The sequence below is a fragment of the Massilia hydrophila genome (assembly GCF_020208145.1).
Lineage (GTDB): Bacteria > Pseudomonadota > Gammaproteobacteria > Burkholderiales > Burkholderiaceae_D > Telluria > Telluria hydrophila.
The window spans coordinates 102527-120322 of record NZ_JAHYBX010000008.1 but is presented as its reverse complement, the minus strand read 5'-3'; the positions used below and the strand labels follow the sequence as shown (position 1 = coordinate 120322).

The following is a 17796-nucleotide window of genomic DNA, read 5'->3' as shown; positions in this document are numbered from 1 at the left end:
CGCTTCAGCCGGCGATACCGTACTTGCGCTTGGCCTGCTGGAATTCCTCGAGCAGGGCGGCCAGGCGGGGGTGGCCCGGGTCGGCCGCGCGCAGCCTGTCGATCTGCTCGGCGGCCACTTCGGCCAGCGCGTTGTCCCAGCCCAGTTCGTGCACCTGGCGCAGGATGCCGCCGGCCACCGCCACCATCACCTGCAGGTTCCCAGGCGCCATGTGGAGCGCTTCGAGCAGCGACTGGACCGCGCCGCGCACATCGCCCATGTTGCGCTTCTCGTCGGCCACGCCGAGCAGGATCTGGGCCTGCGCGCGCAGCTGCTGGCCCATGCCGTCGGCCAGGTCGGGGCGCCCGGCGCGCACGAACACACCCATCGCCTGGTCGGCGGTGACCGCGCCCGCCGCGTCCTGCATGGCGTCGAGCATGACGCCGGATGCCGCCTCGTCGAGCCGGTGCGCCAGGCAGGCCTGGGCCAGGCCGATCCGCAGCCGCGGCGACAGCGCGGCGACCGTGCGGGCGGCGCTGGCGGCGGCTTCCAGTTCGCTGGCCGCGGCACGCGCGTTACCCATCTTTTCCTGTAGCAGGGCGTTGGAATAGGCCTTGCAGGCGTCCAGTTCCGGACTGCTGCGCAGCGAGCGTTCCATGTCGCGGATCACGCCGGCGGCGCCCGGCACGTCGCCGCGCGTGACCATGGCCTTGACCAGGTTGACGTGGTCTTCCGGGTCGCGGAATTCCGAGTGGCGCGCCTTGCTCACCACCTGCTTGAAGGACCGTTCGGCCGCCGGCGCGTCGCCATTCTCGAGCGCGAGCTCGCCCAGCTTGCGCAGGCGCCGCACCATGTGCGGCGAGATCGACACCGCTTCTTCCAGCGTCGCCTGGGCCGCGTCGGGCGCGCCCAGCTTCTCGTGGCAGCGGGCCAGCAGGTCGTAGGCCGCCATCAGGCGCGGGTTGGCCTGCACCAGTTCGAGGAGAAGCTCGCGCGCCGCCTCGCTCTGGCCCTGCGCGACCATGGTGCGCGCCAGGCCCAGCCCGGCCCAGCCCAGCGCGCGTTCGGCCAGCACCTCGCGGTAGATCGCGCCGGCCTGGGCATGCTCGCCCACCGACACGTGCAGCTCGGCCTTCAGGCGCAGGAAGTCGAGCGCATAGCGCGGACTGGCCATGGCGGCGGTGGCGCAGGCGCGGATCGCCTCCATCGGCTTGCCCTGGGCTGCCAGCTGCCAGACCGGGAGCAGGGCGGCGCGCCGCTCCAGCGCGCGCCCGATGCGGCTGCCGAGCATGTCGACCGTGAAGGGTTTCAGCACGTAGTCGGTTGGCGTCAGCTCGGCCGCGCTGACCACCTTGTCGTACACGCCCTCCGAGGTGAGCATGATGAAGATGGTGGACGCCGTGATCAGGCGGTGGTGGCGCAGGTCCTCCAGCAACTGCTGGCCGTCCTGGCCGTCGCCTTGCGGGCCGCCCAGGTCGTACTCGCACAGGATGATGTCGTAGCTGCGCCTGGCCAGCTGGCGCACCGCCATCCCGGCATTGATCGCCGATTCCACCCGGGTGATGCCCGCCTGGTTCAGCATGTTCTGCAGGCTGGCCCGCATCCCGCCATTCGGATCGACGATCAGCACCGTCAGATTCGCATTGTCTTGCATCTTGCCCCGTCCTGTGTCATGGAGCCCTTACGATACCGATAACTTACTGGCGGATCAAGAAATGTCCGTACTATAAGATTAACCATGACCGGAACCTAACGCTGCAATGCAACACTGTATAATAACGGGCTATCTTCCACCCAAGCAGCGACGCTGCATCAACCAACTTCTCAGCCATGTTGATTCTGCCGGGTTCCAACGCCCTGTCCGCCTTCCGTAGCCAACGTCTCCTGTCGCAACTGCAAGCCGTCGCCCCGTCGATCGCCGCGCTCCAGGCCCGCTTCTACCATTTCATCGATGCCAGCGCCGCGCTCAGCCCGGAGGATACCGGGCGTCTCGACGCCATGCTCATCTACGGCGAGCCGGCAGCCGAGACCCTGTACGAAGGCGTGACCGAGGAATTCTTCGTGATCCCGCGCCTGGGCACGATCTCGCCCTGGGCCTCGAAGGCGACCGACATCGCCCACAACTGCGGCATGGCCCACGTGCACCGCATCGAGCGCGGCGTCGGCTATACCGTGGTCTTGAAGAGCGGCATCCTGGGTACCGCCCTGGGTGCGCCGAAGAAGCTGTCCGCGCAGGAAGTGCAGGCCGTGGCCGCGCTGCTGCACGACCGCATGACCGAGACCGTGCTGCGCAGCGCCGACGAGGCCCAGCGCCTGTTCGACGAACTGGCGGGCCGCCCGCTCGAAACGGTGGACGTGCTGGTCCAGGGCCGCGAGGCGCTGGTGCGCGCCAATACCGAACTGGGCCTGGCGATGTCGGACGACGAGATCGACTACCTGCATGCGGCGTTCACGAAGGCGCAGCGCAACCCGACCGACGTCGAACTGATGATGTTCGCCCAGGCCAACAGCGAACACTGCCGCCACAAGATCTTCAATGCCGACTGGATCATCGACGGCGTCAAGCAGGACAAGTCGCTGTTCGGCATGATCCGCAATACCCACCAGTTGCACCCGCAAGGCACGGTGGTCGCCTACAGCGACAATTCCTCGATCATCGAGGGCGCCAGCGTGACGCGCTTCCATCCGCGCCAGGGCAACGAGTATGCGCCGGCGACGGAGCTGACCCACATCCTGATGAAGGTCGAGACCCACAACCACCCGACCGCGATTTCCCCGTTCCCGGGCGCCTCCACCGGCGCCGGCGGCGAGATCCGCGACGAGGGCGCGACCGGCCGCGGCGCCAAGCCGAAGGCGGGCCTGACCGGCTTCACGGTGTCGAACCTGCTGCTGCCGGAGGCCCAGCGTCCATGGGAAAACGCGGGCGACGTGACGGGCGGCGCGGCCGGCGCCAGCGCCGCCGTGTACGGCAAGCCAGAACGCATCGCCTCGCCGCTGCAGATCATGATCGACGGTCCGATCGGCGGCGCCGCCTTCAGCAACGAATTCGGCCGCCCGGTACTGGCCGGCTACTTCCGCGCCTACGAGCAGAACGTCGGCGCGGCCGGCACCGTGTACGGCTACCACAAGCCGATCATGATCGCGGGTGGCATCGGCAACATCTCCGCCGCCCATACCCACAAGGACGAGATCCCGGTCGGCAGCCTGCTAATCCAGCTGGGCGGCCCGGGCATGCGCATCGGCATGGGCGGCTCGGCCGCCTCCTCGATGGCCACCGGCACCAATACCGCCGACCTGGACTTCGACTCGGTCCAGCGCGGCAACCCGGAAATGGAGCGCCGTGCCCAAGAAGTCATCAACGGCTGCTGGCAGATGGGCGCGGACAACCCGATCATCTCGATCCATGACGTCGGCGCGGGCGGGCTGTCGAACGCCTTTCCGGAAATCGTCAACGATGCCAAGCGCGGCGCGCTGTTCGACCTGCGCAAGGTGCCGCTGGAAGAGTCGGGCATGGCGCCGAAGGAAATTTGGTCGAACGAGTCGCAAGAGCGATATGTATTGGCAATTTCGCCAGATGACCTTACTAAATTTGCCGAACTGTGCGAACGCGAGCGCTGCCCCTTCGCCGTGGTCGGCACCGCCACCGAGGAACGCCAGCTGCGCGTGATCGATCCGCAGGAAGGCAACCACCCGGTCGACATGCCGATGGACGTCCTGCTCGGCAAGCCGCCCAAGATGCTGCGCGATGTCGCCCATGTCAGCTATGACTTCCCGGCCATCGACCTGACCGGCATCGAGCTGGGCGAGGCTGCGCGCCGCGTGCTGCTGCACCCGACCGTGGCCGACAAGTCCTTCCTGATCACCATCGGCGACCGCAGCGTGGGCGCGATGACCGTGCGCGACCAGATGGTCGGCCCGTGGCAGGTGCCGGTGGCCGACTGCGCCGTCACCGCCATGTCCTACGATGGCGTCGAAGGCGAGGCGATGGCGATGGGCGAGCGCACCCCGCTGGCCGTGATCGACGCCGCCGCGTCCGGCCGCATGGCCGTGGGCGAGGCGATCACCAACATCGCCGCCGCGCCGATCCGCGACATCGGCGACATCAAGCTGTCCGCCAACTGGATGGCCGCCTGCGGCCAGCCGGGCCAGGACGCGGCCCTGTTCGACACCGTGAAGGCCGTGGGCATGGAACTGTGCCCGGCGCTGGGCGTCTCGATCCCGGTCGGCAAGGATTCGCTGTCGATGCGCACCACCTGGAATGACGATGGCAAGGACAAGTCGGTGATTTCGCCGGTGTCCCTGATCGTCTCGAGCTTCGCGCCGGTGCCGGACGTGCGGCGTTCGCTCACTCCGCAGCTGCGCCTCGACGCGGGCGAAACCGCCCTGATCCTGGTCGACCTGGGGCGTGGCCAGAACCGCCTGGGGGCCTCGATCCTGGCCCAGACCTTCCAGCAGCTGGGCGACCGCGCGCCCGACCTCGATGCGCCGCAAGACCTGAAAGCCTTCTTCACTGCCGTCCAGCGCCTGAACGCCGAGGGCAAGCTGCTGGCCTACCATGACCGCTCGGACGGCGGCCTGTTCGCGACCCTGTGCGAGATGGCCTTCGCCGGCCGCGCCGGGGTCTCGGTCAACCTCGACATCCTGGCCATGGAAGGCGAACACGCGGCCGACTGGGGCGACGCCAAGAACTGGGCCACGCAGGTGGGCGAGCGCCGCAACGAACTGACCCTGCGCGCCCTGTTCAGCGAAGAGCTGGGCGCGGTGCTGCAGGTGCGCGCCGACGACAAGTCGGCCACGATGGCCGTGCTGCGCGAACTGGGCCTGGGCGCCTGCAGCCACATCATCGGCAAGCACAACGAGCGCGGCGTGATCGAATTCACCCGCGACGCCAAGCTCATCTACCAGGAAAAGCGCAGCGTGCTGCACCGCCTGTGGAGCGAGACCAGCTGGCGCATCGCGCGCCTGCGCGACAACCCGGAATGCGTGGACCAGGAATACGACCGCCTGCTGGACGAGAGCGATCCGGGCATGTCGCCGGTACTGAGCTTCGACCTGCGCAAAAACGTGGCCGCGCCCTTCATCGCCACCGGCGTGCGTCCGCGCGTGGCCATCCTGCGCGAGCAGGGCGTGAACTCGCACGTCGAGACCGCCTGGGCCATGCACGAGGCGGGCTTTGCCGCGATCGACGTGCACATGAGCGACCTGATCGCCGGCCGCGCGAAGCTGGCAGATTTCCAGGGCATCATCGCGGTCGGCGGCTTCTCGTATGGCGACGTGCTGGGCGCGGGCGAGGGCTGGGCCAAGACCATCCTGTTCAATCCGCAACTGGCCGAGCAGTTCGCCGCCTTCTTCGCCCGTCCGGACACCTTCGGCATGGGCGTGTGCAACGGCTGCCAGATGCTGAGCAACCTGAAGTCGATCATCCCGGGTGCCCAGGCCTGGCCGAAGTTCACCCGCAACAAGTCGGAACAGTTCGAGGCGCGCTTCGGCATGGTCGAGGTGCTGGATTCGCCGTCGATCTTCTTCGCCGGCATGGCGGGCACCCAGGCGCCGATCGCGATCGCGCACGGCGAGGGCTACGCCGACTTCTCGCTCACCGGCGACCTCGATGCGGTGGTGAAGGCCATGCGCTACGTGGACAACCGCGGCCAGGCCACCGAGACCTATCCGTTCAATCCGAACGGCTCGCCGGGCGGCCTGACCGCCGTCACCACCGAGGATGGCCGTTTCACTGCCATGATGCCGCACGGCGAACGGGTGTTCCGCACCCTGGTGCATTCCTGGGCGCCGGACAGCTGGCCGGACGAGGCGCCATGGCTGCGCATGTTCCGCAACGCGCGCAAGTGGGTCGGCTGAACCGGGGCTGCCCGGCACCGGCAGCTGGGTGAGCCGTAGGGTGGGCGGGTTTTCCCGCCCACGCGTCCAGCGCGCACCGGCGCGCTCGCTGCTTATCCAGGTTTAACGACCACCGCGTGGGCGGAGAATCCGCCCACCCTACGGGTCCGAATGGCGGGGGGCGAGCTGCTTCAGCTGCCCCAGATCGGCTCGTCCCGGGTGCCATTGCCAACCGGCGCCGGTGCGCCGCCACCGGCGCCGCCCGTCCCGGTGGCGCCCGTGCCGGCACGACCGTCGCCAGCACCTGCACCACCCGGCATCCGGTCCGTGTCCGTCGCCGGCGTACCCGCGCCCGGCTGGCGCTTGCCGCCCGGGCCTTGGCCGCCGGGTTTCCTTTCGTGCTTGTCCATGCTGTCCTCCTAGTTGCGATCGGTGCCAGCCGAGCCGCTCATGTTGCCGTCCGCATTCGAGGCCATGTCGTCGGGCATGCCCTCGACGCCGCCCTTGGCGGCAGCCTCGCGGCTGGCCTGGATGCCGCTGATCGTGCCCGGCTCGGGATCGGTGGCGCTGCCGGCGCCGCTCATCGGCTGGCCGGGCGGGTTGACGTTGCTCTCGGCCGGCGCACTGACGATCCCGCCGCCCCGGCCGGCCGCGTTCGGCGTGTAGTGGCCGGCATTCGATTCGCCAGTCCTCGCTTCCGCACCCGCTCCCGCTTCGGCTGCGTTGCCCGGAGGGGGCACCTGGTAGCGCCACACCTGGTCGCCGCCTTCGCCCGCGCCCATGCCGTCGCCCGGGCCTTCGCGGCCGCCGTCCATCGCCTTCTGCTCGTTCTGCCTGTCGTTTGCCATGCCGGTCTCCCAAATCGTGAGTGGTATCGACCTCGATCTTAGCCCTCGGGGAAAAAGAAGGAATAGGCGCACGCAGCGGGCTGCCGTAGGACAGTTCTTAAGCAAAAAAAAAGCGCTCCCGAAGGAGCGCCTTTCTGCCGGTGCGACCGGAACTTACTGGATCTTGGCCTTCTTGACCAGGCTTTCGCGGTACTGGGCCAGCTGGCGCTGCTGCAGCTGTTCCGCGACCTGCTGCTTGACTTCGTCGAGGGCCGGGATCTTGGCCGCGCGGACGTCTTCGAGCTTGATCACGTGAAAACCGTACTGGCTCTTGACCGGGGTATCGGTGATCGCGCCTTTTTGCAGGGCAACCATGGCCTTCGAGAACTCCGGCACGTAGTTGGCCGGGCTTGCCCAGTCCAAGTCGCCGCCATTGGCCGCCGAACCGTCCTTCGACTGGGCCTTGGCCAGGTCCTCGAACTTGGCGCCGCCCTTGAGCTTGGTGATGATGGCCTTGGCTTCGTCCTCGGTCGCCACCAGGATGTGGCGGGCGTGGTATTCCTTGTCGCCCATCTGCGCCTTGTAGCGGTCGTACTCGGCCTTGATCTCGGCATCCTTGATCGGGTTCTTCTTGACGTAGTCGGCCAGCATCGCGTTGATGATGATGCTCTGGCGCGCATTGTCGATCGCTGCCTTGACGTCGGCGCGGCCGCCGATGCCCTGCTTGTCGGCTTCCTGGATCAGCACTTCACGGCCGATCAGGTCGCGCTTGATCGCTTCGCGCAGTTGCGGCGAGTCGGTGGCGCGGCCTTGTGCGACCACCTGCTTGACCACCTGGTCGAGCTTTGCCGCCGGGATCGGCTTGCCGTTCACGGTTGCGACGTTTTGCGCGAAAGCGGGCGCGGCGACGAGTGCGCTCACGGCGAAGCTGATTGCCAAGGACAGTCGGGCTGGCTTCAAAATCATTGTTGAGGTCCTATCTAAACACGAAAAATCCGCCGCGCGGCGGCAAGAACCGGTGCCCTGGGGCACCGGCGGTAGTACATCTTACTGCACCTTTGCCTTTTTGACCATTTGCTCGCGGTAGTCCGCCAGCTTCTTCTGGGCCAGGGCATCGGCGATCTGCGGCTTGACTTCTTCCAGCGCAGGGAACTTGGCCGGACGGGTGTCGTCCAGCTTGATCACGTGGAAGCCGTTCGAGGTCTTCACCGGATTATCGGTGACGGCGCCTTTCTGCAGGCCGGTGAAGCCAGCGGCGAACTCGGGCGGGAAGGAGGACGGGGTGGCCCAATCCAGGTCGCCGCCATTGGCGGCGGTGCCGGTGTCCTTCGACTGCTTGGCCAGCTCTTCGAACTTGGCGCCGCCCTTGATCTTGGCGATCACGGCCTTCGCATCGGCTTCGCTGTCCAGCAGGATGTGGCGCACGTGGTATTCCTTGTCGCCGGTCTGGGCCTTGAACTTGTCGTACTCTGCCTTGATCTCGGCGTCGGTCACCGGGTTCTTGGCGATGAAGTCACGGGCCAGCTGGTTCACGACGATGGCCTGGCGCGCGTTGTCGAGCGCCTGCTTGACGTCGGGCTTCTTGTCGTAGCCTTGCTTGACCGCTTCCTGCATCAGCACTTCGCGCGCGATCATCTCTTCCTTGATGGCCATGCGCAGCTGCACCGAATCCTGGCCCTGGCCGGCGGCGACCAGCTGCTTGACGGCTTCATCCACGCGCGAGGACGGGATGGCTTTGCCGTTCACGACGGCGAGGTTCTGTGCGAAGGCAGGGGCCGCGGCAACGGCGATCAGCGCTAACAGCAGGCGTGCTGGCTTAAAAGTCATTTCTGGAATTCCTGTGGGGGATGAGAGCTTGGACGAGATTCGTTGATTATTTGTACTGGTGATTCTGGTACTTCGCGTTACCGATTGTCGGCCCCAATTCTTAAAACTGGCTGAAGCCGACCGTTGTTCAACCCTGTTCGGCGGGGGCGAGGGCCGTGATGGCCAGCGCATGGATTTCCGCCTTGTTGATCATTTCGTGAACGGCATCATACACAAGACGATGACGCATGACCAGCGTGAGCCCCTGGAACTTGTCGGACACGATTTTCACGCTGTAGTGGCTGCCGCCGCCGGCGGCGCCGGCGTGGCCCGCATGCAGGTGCGAGTCGTCCGTGATCTCGAGCACGGAGGGGTTCAGTTCGGCCTGCAGGCGTTCGCGCAGGCGTTCGGTACGGCTAGCTTCCATTTTGGATGTCCTCCTGGATGTGTTTGGACAGGAACAGCGATTGGATGATGATGAAGGCGAACAGCAGCCCGGTGATGCCGAACAGCTTGAAGCTGACCCAGGCCCCGGTATCGCTGCGGAAGACCACGAAGGCCATCAGAAGGTTCAGCAGGCCCAGGCCGGCGAAGAAGGCGATCCAGGCGTACAGCACGCGCGTCCAGACCGCGTCCGGCAGGCGCATGGCGCTGCCCAGCGCCGAGCGCATCAGGTTCTTGCGGTAAAGCAGGTGCGCCAGCAGCAGGGCGGCGCCGAAGGCCCAGTACAGGATGGTCGGTTTCCATTTGATGAAGGTGTCGTCATGGAAGTAGATCGTGGCGCCGCCAGCCACCACCACCACGCCCAGCGACAGCCAGAGCATGCCATCCACCTTCCGGCGGCGCAGCAAGAGGTAGGCGATCTGCAGCACCGTGGCCACGATCGTCACCGCGGTGGCCAGCAGGATCGGGGCCTGGCTGGCCGGCACCGAGCCGCCCGAGATCAGGAAGCCGAGATAGTCGCCGACCAGGCCGTGGGCCCAGTCCTGGTGGCTTTCGCCGTATTTGTAAATGCCGAAGAACAGGATCACCGGCAACATGTCGAACAAGAACTTGATCATGGCTAGTCTTAGAGAGGTTCGAAGCGCAGCGCGGCCGAATTGATGCAGTAGCGCAGGCCGGTCGGTGGCGGGCCGTCGGGGAACACGTGGCCCAGGTGGGCGTCGCATACGGCGCAGATGATCTCGGTGCGCAGCATGCCGTGGCTGCGGTCTTCCTTCTCGATGACATTGGCCGGGTCGAGGGCGCGGAAATAGCTGGGCCAGCCGCAGCCGGACTCGAACTTGGCATCCGATTCGAACAGCGCCGTGCCGCAGCAGACGCAATGGTAGATGCCGTGCTCGTGGTGGTCCCAGTATTTGCCGGTGAAGGCGCGCTCGGTGGCGGCGTGGCGCGTCACCTGGTATTGCATCGGGTCGAGCTGGGCGCGCCATTCGGCATCGCTCTTGCTTACGCGTTGGGTGTCCTTGCTGGAGTCGTCGTTCATGTCGTTCTCGCTGGTGTCGTCAGGAAGAGCAGCTCACTTCCAGGTGGGCTGCCCAGTCGGGCGGCAGGGCCGCATAGGTGTCGTGTTCCGGCTGTTCGTCGAAAGGCCGCTCGAGAATGGCGAGTAGCTTGCGCACTTCGGCGTAGTCGCCGTTCTGGGCCTGCTCGATGGCGTTCTGCGCCAGGTAGTTGCGCAGCACGTATTTCGGATTGGTGCGGTGCATGGCGGCGCGGCGCCGCTCATCCACGCTGTGCTCGGCGCGCAGGCGCGCGCGGTAGCGGGCGGCCCAGGCGTCGAAGGCGGCGCGGTCGATGAACAGGTCACGCAGCGGGGCGTCCCCGTCCGGGCCGCCTTCCAGCCGCAGCTCGCCCAGGCGCCGGAAGAACAGGGTGAAGTCGGCATGATTGGCCTGCAGCAGCCCGAAGGTGGCGTCGAACAGTGCGCCATCGTCCTCGCGCGTGTCGAACAGGCCGAGCTTCGCATGCAGCAGTTCGTCGAGCCTGGCGCCGAAGGCCGGACGGTAGACGTCCAGCGCTTCCTCGGCATCCTCCGGCGTGCCGATCAGGGGCAGCAGGGCATTGCCGAGCGCATAGCAGTTCCAGTGGCCGACCGGCACCTGGTTGGCGTAGGAATAGCGGCCACCCTGGTCGGTATGGTTGCAGATGTGCTGGGCATCGAAGGCTTCCATGAAGCCGAAGGGCCCGTAGTCCAGCGTCAGGCCCAGGATCGACATGTTGTCGGTATTCATCACGCCATGCATGAAACCGACCGCCTGCCAGTGCGCGATCATGACCGCCGTGCGGCGCGTGACCTCGGCCAGGAATGCCTTGTAGGGGTTGGCGGCGCCCGCCAGTTCCGGATACCAGTGCTGGATGACGTGGTCCGCCAGCAGGCGCAGCTCATCCTGCTTGTTGCGGTAGTGCCAATGTTCGAACGACCCGAAACGCACGAAACTGGGCGCCATACGGGTCACCACGGCGGCGGTCTCGACCGACTCGCGCATCACGCGCTGGTGCGAGCCGGTGATGGTCAGCGCCCGGGTCGTCGGAATGCCGAGCGCGGCCATGGCCTCGGAGCACAGGAATTCGCGGATCGAGGAGCGCAGCACGGCGCGTCCATCGCCCATGCGCGAATAGGGCGTCAGGCCGGCCCCCTTGAGCTGCAGCTCCATCGGGCCCTGGGGACCGGGCAGCTCGCCGAGCAGGATCGCGCGCCCGTCGCCCAGCTGGCCGGCCCAGACCCCGAACTGGTGGCCCGAGTACACGGCCGACAGCGGCTGGGAGCGCGGCGCGACCCGGTTGCCGGTGAACAGGGCAAGGAAATCGTCCTGCGCCAGGGTCTGGGCATCGAGCCCGACGAGCGCGGCAGCGTCTGCGCTGGCCGCGATGAAATAGGGCGCGGGCAGGGGAGTCGGCATCAGCCGGGTATAGAAGGCTGGCGGCAATTCGGCAAAGGAATTGCTGAAGGGGAGTTCGTCGGCAGTGATGGCGGCTCCTTCGCGCGGGCGGTCGTGGATCGGACATGCGGGTGGCATGGGCAGGATTCTACCGTACCGGGCCGCTTCCTTCGGCGCACGCCTGCGGCGCGCCTTGCTGCGCCGCCGCATCGAATTGCATTGACGTAAGGTCAAGCGGCGGATGAGACTGCTTCTGTCAGCCATTCCAGGAGTCCCGATGAGCGCCAGCCCACACGCCCTTCCCGCCAGCCCATTGATGGGCCAGATGATGGACCAGCCGCTGCTGGTTTCAGGCATCCTGGAGTTCGCCGCCCGCCACCATGGCGCCAGCGAAATCGTCTCGCGCCGCGTCGAGGGCGACATCCACCGCTACACCTACCGCGACTGCGAGGCCCGGGCGCGCCGCCTGGCGAGCGCCCTGCAGGGGCTGGGGGTGGCGATGGGCGACCGGGTCGCGACCCTGGCCTGGAACGGCTACCGCCACATGGAGCTGTACTATGCGGTGTCGGGGTCGGGCGCAGTGCTGCACACGATTAATCCGCGCCTGCATCCGGAACAGATCGCCTACATCATCAACCATGCCGAGGGCCGGTACCTGTTCTTCGACCTGAGCTTCCTGCCGGCGATCGAGGCGATGGCGCGCCACTGCAAGACGGTCAAGGGCTTTGTCGCGCTGTGCGGGCGCGCCGCCATGCCGGCCGACGGCGCGATACCGGGCCTGATGTGCTACGAGGACCTGCTCGAGAGCGGCGACCCCGGCTATGCCTGGCCGCAGTTCGACGAGCGCTGCGCGGCCGCGCTGTGCTATACCTCGGGCACGACCGGCAACCCGAAGGGGGCCTTGTACTCGCACCGCTCGACCGTGCTGCACGCCTATGCCTCGGCGATGCCGAACGGCTTGAACGTCTCGGCGCGCGACACCGTGCTGCCGGTGGTGCCGATGTTCCATGTCAACGCCTGGGGCCTGCCGTACTCGGTGCCGCTGTCCGGGGCCAAGCTGGTGTTCCCGGGGCCGGCGCTGGACGGCAAGTCGCTGTACGAACTGTTCGAGGCGGAAGGCGTCACCTTCTCGGCCGGGGTGCCAACCGTCTGGCTCGGGCTGATCAACCACGTGATGCAGCACGGCCTGCGCTTTTCCACCTTCCGCCGCACCGTGATCGGCGGCTCGGCCTGCCCGCCGGCGATGATGGATACCCTGATCGACGAGCTGGACGTGGAAGTCGTGCATGCCTGGGGCATGACGGAAATGTCGCCGCTCGGCACCGCCTGCACCCTGCTCGGCAGGCATGCCGCGCTGCCGCCCGCGCAGCAGCGGGCCGTGCTGCGCAAGCAGGGCCACGCCATCTACGGCGTCGACATGAAGATCGTAGACGACGACGGCAGCGAACTGCCGTGGGACGGCGCCACGTATGGGCACCTGCTGGTGAAGGGCCCGTGGGTGGTGTCGGGGTATTTCCGGGGCGAAGGCGGCGACATCCTGCAGGATGGCTGGTTTCCCACCGGCGACGTGGCCACCATCGACCCGGACGGCTACCTCATGATCACGGACCGCAGCAAGGATGTGATCAAGTCCGGCGGCGAGTGGATCGGCTCGATCGACCTGGAGAACATCGCGATGTCGCATCCGGCGGTGCTGCAGGCCGCCTGCATCGGCGTGGCGCACCCGAAATGGGACGAGCGGCCGCTGCTGGTGGTGGTCAAGCGGCCTGGCGCCGCGCTGGCGCGCGAAGAACTGCTCGGCTTCTTCGAAGGCAAGGTCGCCAAGTGGTGGATCCCGGACGACGTCGTGTTCACCGACGCCCTTCCGGTGGGCGGCACCGGCAAGATCCAGAAGAACAAGTTGCGCGAGGCGTACCAGGGGCACCGGCTGCCGACGGCTTGAGCCGTAAGAAAGGGAGGCAAGACGGGGCAGGCGGGAACCCGCCGGCAGGCGGGTCCTCGCCGGATGCCTTTCAGCTGTTCAGCGTGGCCCGTCTGCGGCGGGTCAGGTACAAGGCGGCCAGTCCCAGTCCGGCCAGTGCAACGCTGGCCGGCTCGGGCACTTCGCCCGGATCCCCGTCGAGCGCCGTGATGACGACGTTCTCCAGGACCGCGCCGATGTTGTCGCCACCGGCGTTGGCGAAGGACAGCGTGTATTCGCCGTCGCTGCCCGGCGTGAAACTCAGCGAATACCCGGTGTACGGCGAACCCGAGGCCAGGTCATCGAAGAGGCGCGTGGCGCTGCCGAAGGTGACGAGGACGTCATCGGTACCGCCACGCTGGTTGCCCGACAGGTCGAAGCTCAGCACATACTCGACGCCTCCCATGAGGGTGAAGGTGCGCGAGAGCACGCCGGCATCACGCGTCGAACCGTCGAGGTCGACACACTGGCCTGCCAGGCAAAACCCGCCCCCGACCACGTCGACCGTGCCATCGGTCACTGTCCATCCTGTGGGAACGACGTTCAGGCCTCCGGCCGAGGCATCGAAATCGTCGCTGAAGATCACACCCGCCTGTGACACGGCGGAACAGGCCATCAGGCTGGCCGCCACCAGATACTTGAGCAGAGATTGCTTCATTGCATCGCCCTCCCTTTTCGCCTTTCAACCACGGCAAGTGGATCTTGTCGCAGCAAGCGCTTGTGAAAGCGCATGCAAATTCCGGGCCCAAGAAAAAATCGCTTTTGATAACAAGGGTTTATCGCTAGCCGCCCGGGACTTGCCGGTGCCGCTGTAAATTGCTTCGACAGGCGGCTGGCGCGCCGACCGGATCGGGTCAGCCCTCAGCCAGCGGCGATTCAGGCAGTGCGCTCCCGGTCGCCACGCGGCAGCACATGGCGAAAGCTTGGCTCGATTCCGCGCGCGTGCAGGTGGCGCACGATGTCTTCCAGGGTCGCGTCCTTCAGCAGGAGGCCTGCGTCCCCGGTGGCCAAGGCTGGCGCCGGCTGCACAGCCGCCGGCGCCGCGTCGGCCTGCTTCATCGCGGCGAGCGCATCGAAGAAGGCAGTCTTGCCGATGCTGTCCAGACCTTCCAGGAACGCCAGCTGAGCGGCGGCAGGCGGACGGATGTCCAGGCCCGCCTCTTCCGTGAACGCGGCGCCCATGCCTGGATGGATGAAGGCGGCCCACTTCCCGCTGGCCGGGTTCAGGAAGGGCGGTAGTTCCACCGCGTCCAGCGCCTGCAGCGCCAGGTCGGGAAAATGGTTCTCGCGCAGCAGCGCCGTCAGGCGGCGCGCATCGCCCACCGGCACGGACTCCGCCAACGACAGCCAGAGCCGGAACGAAGAGGCGCCGCTGATGCTCACGGACGGTGCCGGAAAACCGAAGGCTTCCTGCAGGCGGTTTGCCACCGCGCACAGGTCGGTCCAGTGCTGCCCGGGACCGACGTCGCGACGCGGCGGGAAGTCGATTACGATGGCGCGCGTGTCGCCCTCGTCCGACGCTAGCGGGACGGCAAGCGGATGCACGCCCTGGAAGTGCTGCGCCAGCGCTTCCGGCGTGGCGGCCTGCGGCATCAGGTACAGGCGGGTCAGGGCGGCGATCAGTTTGTCCATGGTGGTAGCGGTGCTGGATGAAGGCGCTATTGTGGCACACGGGCGGCATGCGCCGGCAGCGGCGCGGGCCAGCGAATAATACGAACGTTCTTTTAATTTTGGTATAGTGAAACGATCCGGGCCGCACCCGGCCACTGACAAGGAGAAACAAGAGACATGAGCGCCGACTATACCGTCCAAGGCAGCGTTGCCGTAGTTACGTTGAATAATCCGCCGGTCAATGGGCTGGGCCTGGCAACCCGCAGCGCCTCCGTGGATGCGATCCGCCGCGCCGAGGCCGATCCCGGCATCGAGGCCATCGTGCTGACCGGCGCCGGCAAGGCCTTTTCGGGCGGTGCCGATATCCGCGAGTTCAATTCTCCAAAGGCACTCACCGAGCCCACCCTGCACACCTTGATCCGCGTGGTCGAGGACTGCAGCAAGCCGGTGGTGGCCGCGGTCCATAGCGTGTGCATGGGCGGCGGACTGGAACTGGCGCTCGGCTGCCATTACCGGGTGGCACTGCCGGGCGCGCAGATCGCGCTGCCGGAAGTCAAGCTTGGCCTGCTGCCGGGCGCCGGCGGCACCCAGCGCCTGCCGCGCGTGGTCGGCCTGGAAATGGCGCTCGACATGGTGGTGACGGGCACTCCGGTCCTGTCCGAGAAGCTAGCCGGCACCGCCTTGTTCGACGAGGTCTTCGCGGCCGGCACCGATCTTCTGGCGGCCAGCATCGCCTTCGCCGGCAAGGTAGCGGCCCAGCGTCCGCTGCCGAAAGTGCGCGCGCGCGCGGTCGGCCACCCGGACCGCGACGCTTTCCTGGCCACGGCGCGCGCCGCGGTCAAGGCCAGGTCCGGCGCCTTCCCCGCACCACTCGAGTGCGTCGAGACGGTGGCCGCGTCGGCGACCCTGCCGTTCGAGGAAGGCCTGGCGTTCGAGCGTGCCCGCTTCCTGCACCTGATGCAGACCCCCGAATCGAAGGCCCTGCGCCATGCCTTCATGGCCGAGCGCGCCGCCAGCAAGCTGCCCGACGTCCCCGCCGACACGCCGGTGCGCCGCATCGAGCGCGCAGCCGTGGTCGGCGCCGGCACGATGGGCGGCGGCATCGCGATGAACTTCGCCAACGCCGGCATTCCCGTGACGGTCCTGGAGACTTCGCAGGAAGCGCTCGACAAGGGCCTGGCCACGATCCGCAAGAACTACGAGAACAGTGTCAGGAAGGGCAAGCTGGTCCAGGACAAGGCCGAGCAGCGCATCGGCCTGATCACCGGCACCCTGTCGTATGAAGACATCGCCGGGGCGGACATCGTGATCGAGGCCGTGTTCGAGGACATGGGCGTGAAGGAAAGCGTGTTCCGCCAGCTGGACGCGGTGATGAAGCAGGGCGCGATCCTTGCCTCGAACACCTCGACCCTCGACCTTGACCGCATCGCCGCGTTCACGGGGCGCCCGCAGGACGTGATCGGCCTGCATTTCTTCAGCCCGGCCAACGTAATGCGCCTGCTCGAGATCGTGCGCGGCAAGGAAACCGGCAAGGATGTGCTAGCCACCGCCATGGCGCTGTCCAAGAAGATCAAGAAGCTGGGCGTGGTTTCGGGTGTGTGCGACGGCTTCATCGGCAACCGCATGCTCGAGCAGTACCTGCGCCAGGCCTTCTTCCTGCTCGAGGAAGGGGCGCTGCCGGAACAGGTCGATGCGGCCATGGAAGGCTTCGGCTTCGCGATGGGACCGTTCCGCATGAGCGACCTGGCCGGCAACGACGTCGGCTGGTACATCCGCAAGCGCCGCGCCGTCGAGTCGCCGCACATCGCCTATTCGAAGACCGCCGACCTGCTGTGCGAGCAGGGCCGCTTCGGCCAGAAGACCGGGGCCGGCTGGTACGACTACCAGCCGGGCGAGCGCAAGGCCCAGCCCTCGGCCTGGGTGAGGGACATGGTCGAGCGCCATAGCGCCGAGCTCGGCCTGGTGCGCCGCCCGATTGCCAACAGCGAGATCGTCGAGCGCCTGGTCTACGCGCTGGTGAACGAGGGCGCGAAGATCCTGGAGGAAGGCATCGCGCTGCGCGCATCGGACATCGACATGGTCTACCTGAGCGGCTATGGCTTCCCGCTGCACCGCGGCGGACCGATGTTCTACGCCGAGACGGTCGGCCTGCCGAAGGTGCTCGAGGCGATCCGCGGCTACGCGGCGGGCCGCCATGGCGAAGCCTGGCTGCCCGCGCCCCTGCTGGAGCGCCTGGCGCAGGAAGGCAAGGGCTTTGCCGGATGAACGCGGCCGGCAAGGGTGAGCGCAAGGGCGGCAAGCGGCTCCTGACCGCTGTCGCCGTGGCGGCGCTGCTGCTGGCCGTGACAAGCTACGCCAGTCCATGGTGGCGCCTGCACCAGTTGCAGGGCGCGGTCGCGCAGCGCGATGCGGCCCGGGTAGCGGCCTTCGTCGATTTCCCGGCGCTGCGCGCGAGCGTCAAGGCGCAGGTGGTGGCCAGCATGGAAGGGCCGGCGCAGCCCGGAGCGGCAAGCGACAATCCCTTCGCCGCCTTTGGCAAGGCGATGGCGCTGGCGGTGATCGACCCGGTGGTCGATGCGGCGGTGTCGCCGGCAGGCGTGCTGGCCATGCTGGAGGCGGGCGAGCTGCGCGTCGCCCGCCATTCCGGGCGCAATGCCGGCCGGGAAGCGGAGCAGCCGGCCGACGCAGGGCGCCAGGAAGCACGCTATGCCCTGTCATACCAGAGCTGGGACCGCGTGGCGATCGCACGCGCGGACCGCGATGGCGGCGCCTTCATCCTGCACCGCCATGGCCTGTGGGACTGGAAACTGGGCGGCATCGCGCTTCCGCGCACGAATTAAGCGCCCTCCGGGCGGCGAGCGTGGTTTTATGCGGATTTTTCCGTGGGCATCGCGTG

The 17796-nt window shown here is 67.3% G+C and carries 15 protein-coding genes; 4 read left to right on the top strand and 11 right to left on the bottom strand.

The features are described 5' to 3' along the window. Positions 1-4 precede the first annotated feature (4 nt). A complete protein-coding gene (locus LE190_RS17385) occupies positions 5-1633 on the bottom strand; it encodes a response regulator (RefSeq protein ID WP_225239886.1) in 1629 nt (542 codons plus the stop codon). Positions 1634-1809: 176 nt separating this feature from the next. Here LE190_RS17385 and purL point away from each other — a divergent pair, with 176 nt between their 5' ends. Then, positions 1810-5835 (top strand): phosphoribosylformylglycinamidine synthase, encoded by a 4026-nt coding sequence (gene purL, locus LE190_RS17380; RefSeq protein ID WP_225239885.1) that lies wholly within the window; start codon positions 1810-1812, stop codon positions 5833-5835. Positions 5836-6005: 170 nt separating this feature from the next. On the opposite strand, the gene LE190_RS17375 is transcribed toward purL, so the two are convergent. The 8 genes from LE190_RS17375 to LE190_RS17340 all read right to left on the bottom strand — a co-directional run bounded on the left by LE190_RS17375 (position 6006) and on the right by LE190_RS17340 (position 11467). Next, positions 6006-6224 carry a hypothetical protein gene (locus LE190_RS17375; RefSeq protein ID WP_225239884.1) on the bottom strand — a complete coding sequence of 73 codons (219 nt, stop codon included), beginning with the start codon at positions 6222-6224 and terminating at the stop codon, positions 6006-6008. A gap of 9 nt (positions 6225-6233) precedes the next feature. Then, on the bottom strand, positions 6234-6662 hold the full coding sequence (locus tag LE190_RS17370) for a hypothetical protein (protein WP_225239883.1): 429 nt from the start codon (positions 6660-6662) through the stop codon (positions 6234-6236). A gap of 153 nt (positions 6663-6815) precedes the next feature. Then, positions 6816-7607 (bottom strand): peptidylprolyl isomerase, encoded by a 792-nt coding sequence (locus LE190_RS17365; RefSeq protein WP_225239882.1) that lies wholly within the window; start codon positions 7605-7607, stop codon positions 6816-6818. An 81-nt stretch (positions 7608-7688) separates the two neighbouring features. Beyond that, a complete protein-coding gene (locus LE190_RS17360) occupies positions 7689-8468 on the bottom strand; it encodes a peptidylprolyl isomerase (protein ID WP_225239881.1) in 780 nt (259 codons plus the stop codon). A 127-nt stretch (positions 8469-8595) separates the two neighbouring features. Further along, positions 8596-8874 carry a BolA family protein gene (locus LE190_RS17355; protein WP_225239880.1) on the bottom strand — a complete coding sequence of 93 codons (279 nt, stop codon included), beginning with the start codon at positions 8872-8874 and terminating at the stop codon, positions 8596-8598. Then, positions 8864-9505: a septation protein A gene (locus LE190_RS17350; protein WP_225239961.1), complete on the bottom strand. Its 642-nt coding sequence runs from the start codon at positions 9503-9505 to the stop codon at positions 8864-8866. The genes LE190_RS17355 and LE190_RS17350 overlap by 11 nt, the downstream gene beginning before the upstream one ends. 11 nt (positions 9506-9516) lie before the next feature. Continuing rightward, positions 9517-9933 carry a peptide-methionine (R)-S-oxide reductase MsrB gene (gene msrB, locus LE190_RS17345; protein WP_225239879.1) on the bottom strand — a complete coding sequence of 139 codons (417 nt, stop codon included), beginning with the start codon at positions 9931-9933 and terminating at the stop codon, positions 9517-9519. A 19-nt stretch (positions 9934-9952) separates the two neighbouring features. After that, the gene (locus tag LE190_RS17340) at positions 9953-11467 is read right to left on the bottom strand and encodes a protein adenylyltransferase SelO (protein ID WP_225239878.1); all 1515 of its coding nucleotides are present in this window, start codon (positions 11465-11467) and stop codon (positions 9953-9955) included. A 139-nt stretch (positions 11468-11606) separates the two neighbouring features. Between LE190_RS17340 and LE190_RS17335 the strand changes: the two genes are divergently transcribed. Then, positions 11607-13271 carry a 3-(methylthio)propionyl-CoA ligase gene (locus LE190_RS17335; protein WP_307734721.1) on the top strand — a complete coding sequence of 555 codons (1665 nt, stop codon included), beginning with the start codon at positions 11607-11609 and terminating at the stop codon, positions 13269-13271. Between the two features lie 70 nt (positions 13272-13341). On the opposite strand, the gene LE190_RS17330 is transcribed toward LE190_RS17335, so the two are convergent. After that, entirely contained in the window at positions 13342-13947 is a 606-nt protein-coding gene (locus tag LE190_RS17330; protein ID WP_225239877.1) for a PEP-CTERM sorting domain-containing protein, read from the bottom strand. A gap of 218 nt (positions 13948-14165) precedes the next feature. Beyond that, positions 14166-14921 carry a hypothetical protein gene (locus tag LE190_RS17325; RefSeq protein WP_225239876.1) on the bottom strand — a complete coding sequence of 252 codons (756 nt, stop codon included), beginning with the start codon at positions 14919-14921 and terminating at the stop codon, positions 14166-14168. Positions 14922-15077: 156 nt separating this feature from the next. Here LE190_RS17325 and LE190_RS17320 point away from each other — a divergent pair, with 156 nt between their 5' ends. Then, entirely contained in the window at positions 15078-17165 is a 2088-nt protein-coding gene (locus LE190_RS17320; protein ID WP_225239875.1) for a 3-hydroxyacyl-CoA dehydrogenase NAD-binding domain-containing protein, read from the top strand. Further along, complete coding sequence (locus LE190_RS17315) at positions 17162-17740, top strand: DUF2939 domain-containing protein (protein ID WP_225239874.1); 579 nt, start codon at positions 17162-17164, stop codon at positions 17738-17740. Before LE190_RS17320 ends, LE190_RS17315 begins: the two co-directional genes overlap by 4 nt. Positions 17741-17796 lie beyond the last annotated feature (56 nt).

Bases quoted from the DNA above. Each gene is read 5' to 3' on its own strand.
- LE190_RS17360 (WP_225239881.1), bottom strand. From the start codon at position 8,468: ATGACTTTTAAGCCAGCACGCCTGCTGTTAGCGCTGATCGCCGTTGCC.
- LE190_RS17325 (WP_225239876.1), bottom strand. From the start codon at position 14,921: ATGGACAAACTGATCGCCGCCCTGACCCGCCTGTACCTGATGCCGCAG.
- LE190_RS17385 (WP_225239886.1), bottom strand. From the start codon at position 1,633: ATGCAAGACAATGCGAATCTGACGGTGCTGATCGTCGATCCGAATGGC.
- LE190_RS17375 (WP_225239884.1), bottom strand. From the start codon at position 6,224: ATGGACAAGCACGAAAGGAAACCCGGCGGCCAAGGCCCGGGCGGCAAG.
- LE190_RS17330 (WP_225239877.1), bottom strand. From the start codon at position 13,947: ATGAAGCAATCTCTGCTCAAGTATCTGGTGGCGGCCAGCCTGATGGCC.
- LE190_RS17315 (WP_225239874.1), top strand. From the start codon at position 17,162: ATGAACGCGGCCGGCAAGGGTGAGCGCAAGGGCGGCAAGCGGCTCCTG.
- LE190_RS17335 (WP_307734721.1), top strand. From the start codon at position 11,607: ATGAGCGCCAGCCCACACGCCCTTCCCGCCAGCCCATTGATGGGCCAG.
- LE190_RS17355 (WP_225239880.1), bottom strand. From the start codon at position 8,874: ATGGAAGCTAGCCGTACCGAACGCCTGCGCGAACGCCTGCAGGCCGAA.
- LE190_RS17320 (WP_225239875.1), top strand. From the start codon at position 15,078: ATGAGCGCCGACTATACCGTCCAAGGCAGCGTTGCCGTAGTTACGTTG.
- LE190_RS17370 (WP_225239883.1), bottom strand. From the start codon at position 6,662: ATGGCAAACGACAGGCAGAACGAGCAGAAGGCGATGGACGGCGGCCGC.
- LE190_RS17365 (WP_225239882.1), bottom strand. From the start codon at position 7,607: ATGATTTTGAAGCCAGCCCGACTGTCCTTGGCAATCAGCTTCGCCGTG.
- msrB (WP_225239879.1), bottom strand. From the start codon at position 9,933: ATGAACGACGACTCCAGCAAGGACACCCAACGCGTAAGCAAGAGCGAT.
- LE190_RS17340 (WP_225239878.1), bottom strand. From the start codon at position 11,467: ATGCCACCCGCATGTCCGATCCACGACCGCCCGCGCGAAGGAGCCGCC.
- purL (WP_225239885.1), top strand. From the start codon at position 1,810: ATGTTGATTCTGCCGGGTTCCAACGCCCTGTCCGCCTTCCGTAGCCAA.